A 7,775-nucleotide genomic window follows, 5' to 3' on the forward strand; every position below is an offset into this window, starting at 1 on the left:
ACATGCTGATCTCCAAATCACTCTGTTTACTATTGACTCGAATCTCTCTTGAGTCACCTAGTGGTATCGATTCGTTTGGGAGGAGAACTCACATCACTCACTGAGAGCAGACGCATTCGTACCGCAGTGTGGCGGCATTCAGAATGTACCGGTGAACTGCTTCAGCAAGTGCCAACATTGCATCGGCTTGTTCGGCACTGGCGACCGTCTCGCGATAGTATACTTCGGCTCGGTTCTGCTTCCAGAGTTGGGTAAGTCGATCGGCGAACTCTTGGCTGAATAGATTCACTGTTGCACCCTGCTGGTACACCTCCGTGTGTTCGTAGCGTAGGTCCTCCCCAGATGCATGTCCACGATGCAGCAGATAGAACTGAATACTGCGCTCGGCGGCCACAAACGACGCCTCGATCACTACCGTATAGTATCCATTCTGCTCGCGGAGCGTTCGTGCTGCTTCGAGGAGTCGACAGGCCTTTCGTAGCTGAACGAGAGCGGTGTTTGAGACATCCAGATCGGATTCGCCAGTTTGCCCACGAGTCTGCTGAAAGGCCACCTCTGCGTCGGTGAGTGCTTTGTCGACGTAGCTATCGTCCATTCGTCAGCACCTCCTCTTTGAGTTGGGTGAGAGCGTCGGATCGTTCGAGCGTTAGTCCAGTGGCAAAGATCTCGCGCAGTCGATCTCCGTATCGGCGCGCACTCTCGCCGGATTCGACGAGGACGTGGAACTTGTACCGATCACCATCAAACGGTTGCTCATTCAACTCCGATGTGAGTTCGTCAGCAGTGTGTTGGGCTGTTGCCCGCCCATCATCGACGAGGACGAAGCAATCGATATCGCTACGTCGATCAGCATCCCCTCGAGCAACACTACCAAAGAGGACGATGCCGTGGATGTCGTCAACGTTGTCAGTCAGTCTCGAGACGAGTTCTCGAACTGGGACGTGGAACTCCGTTTGTGGGATCTGGATGATTGGATCGTCAGGCTTGCTGAGTCGAGCACGATTAATCTGCACGAGCTTCTTCCGCCCACTATGCTCAATCTCGACGAAGCCAACTGCCTCGAGGTCATCAACAGCCGCCGAAATGCTTCGATGCGGATGATCCGTCGCTCGGCTCAAATCCCGAATTCCGAACGCTGTATAGGGATTATCGACAAGCAATGTGAGAATCTCCCCAGTACAGGTGTGACTGAAGAGATCCGTAGAAGGAACAGGGACTGACAGCTCGAGTGATGCGCCCCTTTGGATACTTTTACTACCCATAGATAGATTTTGTTTCCAGTTCATAAATAGATGCTGGGAAGGAGGGCTTCCCCCGATGATGCTAATACGTCCGGTCCGGTTGGTGCTCGATCGACACGCCAGTGTTGCTGGTGCAGTTGCACAGATTGCATACGTTGATCCGGGGCTGTTCGAAAACCCCTCGCCCCTTCGGGGATGAAAAACACTACACGGCGGGTTCGACATCACTCTGAATCGCTCCCGAACAACCGTTTCGTCCGGTTCCACACAGACGGTGCCCTAGATTCGTCCTCGTCCGCTGAATTCACAGTGGGATTTTTCGTGAGCGGGATCTGTCTCTCGATTACGGTCTGCAAGTTGATCCGGTCCTATGTGTCTGCAGGCAACTGCGCAAGTTGGTCTTCCGCTCGAGACGAAAACACCCAGCCCCACTCGTCTTTACTCGTCGTCGGTCCCATATGCTGCTTTAATTTCCTCGCTCGAGCGGCTTTCACCGTCATCAAACTGCGCCTCGCTGATTGCAAGGTCTTTCCAGAATCCAGCACCCTCCGGATGATTCACTGACTCCCGCAGTGCATAGCGGATAAACTCACTACGGCTGTTGAATCCCCGCTCGCGCCACGTCTCATCGATGACTTCGCGGAATGACTGGGAAATTCGAAGGTTGATCCGCTCAATCTCAGGATCACCGTTGTTTGCTTCAGCTTTAGACATACGCTTGTACGTTCGTAGTACATACACAAACCAGTTCCGTCGAGGGTGCTGGAATCAAATCATGGCTACAGCACTCAACCGATCTGTACAACCACACACTGCGTTGTTCGCCTCTCTGGTCAATTACAGTCATTTCTGAACGCCTCACCCCTTCGGGGAGGCAATAAACTCGGCAGAAAGTTTTGGAACGGGCCTCATTCGTCCTCCCCGACGAACCGCCGTGCACGCGTCCAGATCGAGTCGTCTTGATCAGGACCCGTCTCATCCACCTCGGGATCCGAAGCCTGATCACGATGCTCGAGTTCCTCCTGATAATCACTGAGTTGTTCTCGAAGCGCTTCGTTGGTTGCCTCGAGGTCAGCGATACGCTCGTCTTTCTCCTCGAGTGTTGTCTCAAGGTCGCCGACGCGGTCAGACAACAGCCGATTCTTTTCGACCAGATACGCATGATTCTGCGCTGGCTCGTCACGGTTCTCGGTGGTCGACGACTCGCTTTCTTTGGAACTCGCTTCACTCGAGCCCTCTCGAGTGTCAGGATCGTAGAATTCGGAGGTATTTGCTATTGCTCGTTCGATGGTCTTTTCGCCGTACGTTGAGCCATCACCATAGTGGACGTCGTCCCACTTCTCCCGGAGAAGTCCTGATTGCCGGAAGAGTCGATCGACTCGAGCGTGGTCGCCACCGGTCCAGAACGCCAGCAAACAGCACAGCGCCATATCGGCTTCCGACTGGCTCTCGTACCCAGCTGTGTTCCCCTTCCAAAGACGCTCGAACTTTGATCCGTTCGACGCATTTCGCGCCTTCTCGAGCAACTCCTCGTCCTCGAGGTCAACGTCGATATCGACTGTCTTGCCCGTCGATATCTGCTCGCTAGTCGTGCCACGATTCTCGGATTCAGATTTCGCACCAGTATCGGTGTCCTGGACGTACTCTCCGTGAATCGCCTCGAGTGCATCCTGCCGATGAGCAACATGGTTAGGCGTCTCCTCGAGGTGATCGCCGGTCACGGTGAAAAACCGAGCCGTGTCGTACAGTTCGATGCTTCCACGTCGATTCCGGCCAGATGGGAGCTCACCCTCGATGAGCACATGAAACCCAGTTCCCGAGGGTGAGATCTCCGTATAGGAATCGAGTCGCTCGATAATGTCTTGAGCCACGTCGTCAACGTCCCCAGTTTCCGGATCCCGGCAGTCATCCAGGTCGACACCGACGATGGGGTCGTCGTCGGTAAACACAAACCCAACACCATCTGCCTCTCTCGAGTCAGCATACTCGAGCGCCGTCTTGACCGACGTCCATGTGGTCGGATCCGTCGAGGATGCAAACTCACCACTCCCCGGTGTCACCGGGATCTTCGTTGGCTTCCCATCTCGAGATTCTCCTCGCCAGCACACCCACTGGTCACGTTTTCGTAACTGCTCGGGAAGCACTGAAACTGTACTTTCAGACATCGCCGATCCACCTCGTGTTGTGCGTCCATCTGGTCGCATACCACTCATCAGTATTCTGATAAACATACCGTAAGCCGGTAGGCTGTCCGCACCCCTCTCCAACGGGTGCAACCCATTGTATACTAGTTGGTTTTTGGGGTGATTTTACCCCGGACAGTACTCCAGTCTGGTGGTTTTTACCCCGGACATCCGTTGAGCGGTTTACCCCGGACAAACAATTACCCTGGACAAGAACTGCAAAGGTGGAGAATAAACGGCATAGAGCTTGGTGTACGTCCGAATTGCTAATAAACCCACAAGTGGAACGGAACCACGGAGCATCGTACCCAACATACGTAACAGATGTGATGTTTATCATTGGTCGAGTAGATTAGTTCCTTCAGAAGTTAGGTCAATTCCAATGTAGACATTCACTTTATCGTCGCCATCTCTAACGCGATCACTATCATAGTCTACCGCGGTTGCGAGTTTCCGACCGAACCAGACCATGTTCGTTCCGTCCAAGTCATGAAGGTCGACCCAGTTGGAGTACGCCTGATAGAGGTCGTTCTTCGGCACCTGCGCTCCAGCGGTTTCCTCCACATACATTGCTGCGAACGCTTCCACACTATCGCCATTTGGATCGATCTCTATCGACTCATCTTCTTCAGAGATCTCTGATTCGACCACATCTGGCCGGGTTTCCCCTCTTCGAGTTGAAGTCGAATCGTCGGTTCGGACTGAACCAGTGGTCGATTTGGGTGGCCATAGCTCCGTGTCACTGGGGTTCTTCGGTAGTGAGTGTGTCTCACCACGGTGGAAGACGATTGGACTACCGTCTTCTGAAAGAATCAGCACGAGATAGTTATCGCGAGAAATGTCCCCATTGGAGAGTTCCAGGTTAGGAATGAACGGCTGCTTGATCAGCGTCCATTCCTGTTCGAAGTCGTCTCTCGAGTCGTAGACTTGAGTGTCTCCAGCCTCGTAGACTGTATACTGGCCGGTCTCTCGATCATGGCTATAGTAGGCGGGCACACTGTCTTTCGAGAGTGTCCCCTCATCTGGAACACGAGCGAATACTGTCTCACCATCGGAAAGGACAATCTCGCCGTTCTCTCGTGTCCAAACAGTTCGATTCGACTCAAATGTCTTGGGTCGAACTGCAGTGACGCCACCGTGAGCGGTCGCACCACCGCCAAAGGTTACGGCCTCATCGGAGTTGTAGAACTGTTCGGTACCATCAGCCCGCTCTTGCAGAGGCGGCGAGAGGATGTTTTCAACCCGCGTTGCCCATTCTGTCTTCGAATCGCCGGGTCGAACAACGAAGATTGGGATTCGATCCGCTTCGTGGGCTCGCTTGAGATTTTGCAGGACTTTCACGGGCCGGTCCGGTGTCGTCGTCTCGGCCTCAATATTGAAGACGACGTCGTGATCTGGGTGGGTTGCAACTGCGTCAGGTTGCTCGCTCCCATCCTGCTCGAGAATTTCGACACTGAATCCACGTTCGGTGAGTGCTGTTTCCGTCTCGAGGAGGACCGCATCGTGGGTTGAGCCACCGGCTGATCGAACAGTGCCTGTCTCAGGCTCGACGGATGTTTCTCCGTCATCAGTGAGCCGAATCACGATATCGTCGTTCTGCAGCGTCACCTCAAGGAACCGGGATCCCTCACGGATGTCCGGCAGCTCTTCGCGATCAAAGTCGATCTTGGGATCAGCCTTCTCAAGGCGGACTGCAAGTTCCTCGTCGACGGTAGCCACATCGACCCAGTCGTTTTTCTCTCGTACACCATCTCGAATCTGGACTGCACGAACAGCTTCTGCCATCGTTTCCTCAAGAATCTTCGTCGGATTGGCTGCCTCATTCGAATCACTATAGAGGAGATCATTCAGGATTTCAGCGTCCGTCAGCGGATCAGTCCCATACCGCTCGAGACTCTGCTCAATAATTCGATCGACAGCATCCGTCCCTCGAAGCGGTGGGTATGGAGGAAACGTCTGGATTAACACGGGTTCGGAGTATCGCCCGCCCGAGAGGGGAATCCGCGTCCAGACTTTGAACTGGTCGGTCGTAATGAGGTCTTCTGCCGTGTAGTCTCGGAAGCGTTTCATCAATAACTCGGCGTCGTCACTATCGTTGACCGAGAACGTGAGCAGGTTATCGCAGTTGTTCTGCATCGCTTTCAGCGTGTCCTCGTCGAATTGGGAGGGATACTGTGAGGCCAGAGTCACCGACAATCGCATCGACCGAGCACGAGCTAGCATCGACTCGATATCGAGATTGTCGCTGGCGATGTCGTCAAACTCGTCGCAGAGAACAAAGTAGGGATCCGGCTCAGTGTCGAGTTCGTATGAGCGGCGCTGAATAGCACTCCAGAGATTCCGCATCACACCCAGCGTGACCATCTTCTTGATATCCGTATTCTCGACCGGCGTTCGAACGATGACGATCCGGTCGTTGTCGATGATATCGCGGAAATTGATCGTACTCTCACGATGGGCGATGATCCGCCGAATCACTGAGTTCTCGACCCAGGATTTGATCCGTTTCAAAAGCGGCCGAACCGTCTCCTCTTCCATCTCCGCGATCTCGAGGCAAAACTCCCTGATGTAGGGATCCTCAACGTCGAGTGCGAAGTCTTCGCGACGATCGGCGTTGAGCAGGATGAAGTACATATCGATGATGGAAAACGGCTGCTCGGACTTCATCATCGCTCGAGCCATCGACTCAGTGATCGCCTCCATGTTGATGCCCCAGTAGTCGGAGGTGTCGAAGACCGCTTTCAGGTTCTCAACCCGATTTTCGATCTCGTTCTCGAGTTCCTCAGTCGTCTCGCACTCGGGGACTTCGAGGAAATTCATCCCGACTGTGTTTTCATGGGTGGTCGATCCAGGCTCGATCCAGACCACGTCCTCGAGGCGATGTTTAGGGAGCATCCGGAGGAGTTCACGAGAGTCCTGGCCTTTTGGATCGAAGTACGTGAAGCCATAGCCCGAATACGCCCACTGGACCATCATATTCAACAGTTGGGTCGTCTTTCCGTAGCCAGTCGTCCCAGCGATCCAGTTGTGCCGAAACAGGGAGTCAAACCGGAGCGGGGCTTCGCGAAATCCAGTCTGAGGATCCTCCGTATAGCCAACCCAGAGTGGGGCAGGGGCGTTGTACATCCCGGCTTCGAACATCTCCCGAACGTACGGGCCTGCAACCGTGCCTTCATCGGCTGTGTCCGTGAGGATTGGTTTGCCACCGACGCGAGTCGTGTTTTGATCGACGATCTGGTATTGTTCCCTGTCGGAGTTTGGTTGCTGATCAGAAGATGACTCAGCACCAGTGTTCTTGGTTTCTGTCTGGTCGTCACCACCTGTGGAGGAGATTTCTTCACCGGACGCATCATCTACTGGTTCGTGCTCACTATCGCTACTCGAGGGCTCCTCACCGGATCCGAAGAATCGATCAAATACCATCGAATCCCTCCTGCTCTCGAGGAGAGCCATCAGTGGTGACTGCCGTCTTCTCCGGCACAGCTGGTGTCTGCCCATCAACCGGCGATTCGTCAGATTGGTGTTGAGACCCATCCGATGGAAGCCGGTCACCCCGCTGAGTGTAGCGCCAGTCGATCTTTGGGGTTTCAATCTCCGCGTTGGGGATGTGTGCGACGCCGGCGAGCTCGTCGACAGTCATGATCATACGACGGTCGATCCACTCGCGATCGCGCATTCGATAGAGGAATTGCCGAAGTCGTTCAGCTCGTTTCCGTTCTTTGCGATGCCAGATAGGGTTATCGTCGAGTCCTTGCTCTGTGGTCGCGTTGTAGTACTTTCTGAACATCCCCGCAACCCCGCGGGCTCGAGCTTCGGCTTCGTCCTTCTCTGAGGATGCGGCGAGAACACGGATGTTCACGTGGAACGCCTGTTGACCCCGTTGCTGTTCGATCGTTTTCGCAGCCTGCTTGTCCTTCTCGCTCGCCGGTCGGGTTCGAGGGTTGAGCCACCCAACCGAGGTACCTTGGCGAAGTGCGTGCGCGAGTTCGTCAACGCTGTTGTGCTTGAACCGGTCACCCTCGGTCCACGACTGTTTCGCCGGTCGAAAAACAACCTGCGTGACGACTGTACTGTCGTCGAGTGAGAGCATCTCGCTGGTGATTTCGCCGTAGGGGTCCGTCTCGAAGCCTTCGCTGTTGTGATGGCGGATCGGGTAGTACGGGATTTTCTCCATCTCGAGCCAGGCGCCGGCGACGTACTCGTCAGAGTCAATCACCGGGAACGCATACCCGTCTTCGACAGCGAAGATTTCGCTATTCGCGTAGTTGTTCCCGACGCGACGGCGGAATTTGTCGGCGGCTGCCTCCGTGGCAGCGTGCATATAGAAGGTGATCTTCCCCTGGTCGAACCA

General features: G+C 54.6%; 6 protein-coding genes. All 6 read right to left on the reverse strand.

The genetic code is table 11. The annotated features are described in order from the left end of the window. Positions 1-97: 97 nt before the first annotated feature. The gene (locus tag BM348_RS20190) at positions 98-595 is read right to left on the reverse strand and encodes a hypothetical protein (RefSeq protein ID WP_175507279.1); all 498 of its coding nucleotides are present in this window, start codon (positions 593-595) and stop codon (positions 98-100) included. Then, on the reverse strand, positions 585-1,466 hold the full coding sequence (locus BM348_RS20195; protein WP_342714200.1) for a nucleotidyltransferase domain-containing protein: 882 nt from the start codon (positions 1,464-1,466) through the stop codon (positions 585-587). Before BM348_RS20195 ends, BM348_RS20190 begins: the two co-directional genes overlap by 11 nt. A 213-nt stretch (positions 1,467-1,679) precedes the next feature. Next, on the reverse strand, positions 1,680-1,955 hold the full coding sequence (locus BM348_RS20200; protein WP_092907865.1) for a ribbon-helix-helix domain-containing protein: 276 nt from the start codon (positions 1,953-1,955) through the stop codon (positions 1,680-1,682). Positions 1,956-2,149: 194 nt separating this feature from the next. After that, positions 2,150-3,406 (reverse strand): phage NrS-1 polymerase family protein, encoded by a 1,257-nt coding sequence (locus tag BM348_RS20205; RefSeq protein ID WP_092907867.1) that lies wholly within the window; start codon positions 3,404-3,406, stop codon positions 2,150-2,152. Between the two features lie 354 nt (positions 3,407-3,760). Next, positions 3,761-6,847 (reverse strand): type IV secretory system conjugative DNA transfer family protein, encoded by a 3,087-nt coding sequence (locus tag BM348_RS20215; protein ID WP_092907871.1) that lies wholly within the window; start codon positions 6,845-6,847, stop codon positions 3,761-3,763. Further along, positions 6,837-7,775, reverse strand: a 939-nt coding sequence (locus BM348_RS20220) for a hypothetical protein (RefSeq protein ID WP_092907877.1), incomplete at its 5' end; no start/stop codon positions are given. The genes BM348_RS20215 and BM348_RS20220, both read right to left, overlap by 11 nt.

Source organism: Halostagnicola kamekurae (assembly GCF_900116205.1).
Lineage (GTDB): Archaea > Halobacteriota > Halobacteria > Halobacteriales > Natrialbaceae > Halostagnicola > Halostagnicola kamekurae.

Bases quoted from the DNA above. Each gene is read 5' to 3' on its own strand.
- BM348_RS20190 (WP_175507279.1), bottom strand. From the start codon at position 595: ATGGACGATAGCTACGTCGACAAAGCACTCACCGACGCAGAGGTGGCC.
- BM348_RS20195 (WP_342714200.1), bottom strand. From the start codon at position 1,466: ATGTCGAACCCGCCGTGTAGTGTTTTTCATCCCCGAAGGGGCGAGGGG.
- BM348_RS20200 (WP_092907865.1), bottom strand. From the start codon at position 1,955: ATGTCTAAAGCTGAAGCAAACAACGGTGATCCTGAGATTGAGCGGATC.
- BM348_RS20205 (WP_092907867.1), bottom strand. From the start codon at position 3,406: ATGTCTGAAAGTACAGTTTCAGTGCTTCCCGAGCAGTTACGAAAACGT.
- BM348_RS20215 (WP_092907871.1), bottom strand. From the start codon at position 6,847: ATGGTATTTGATCGATTCTTCGGATCCGGTGAGGAGCCCTCGAGTAGC.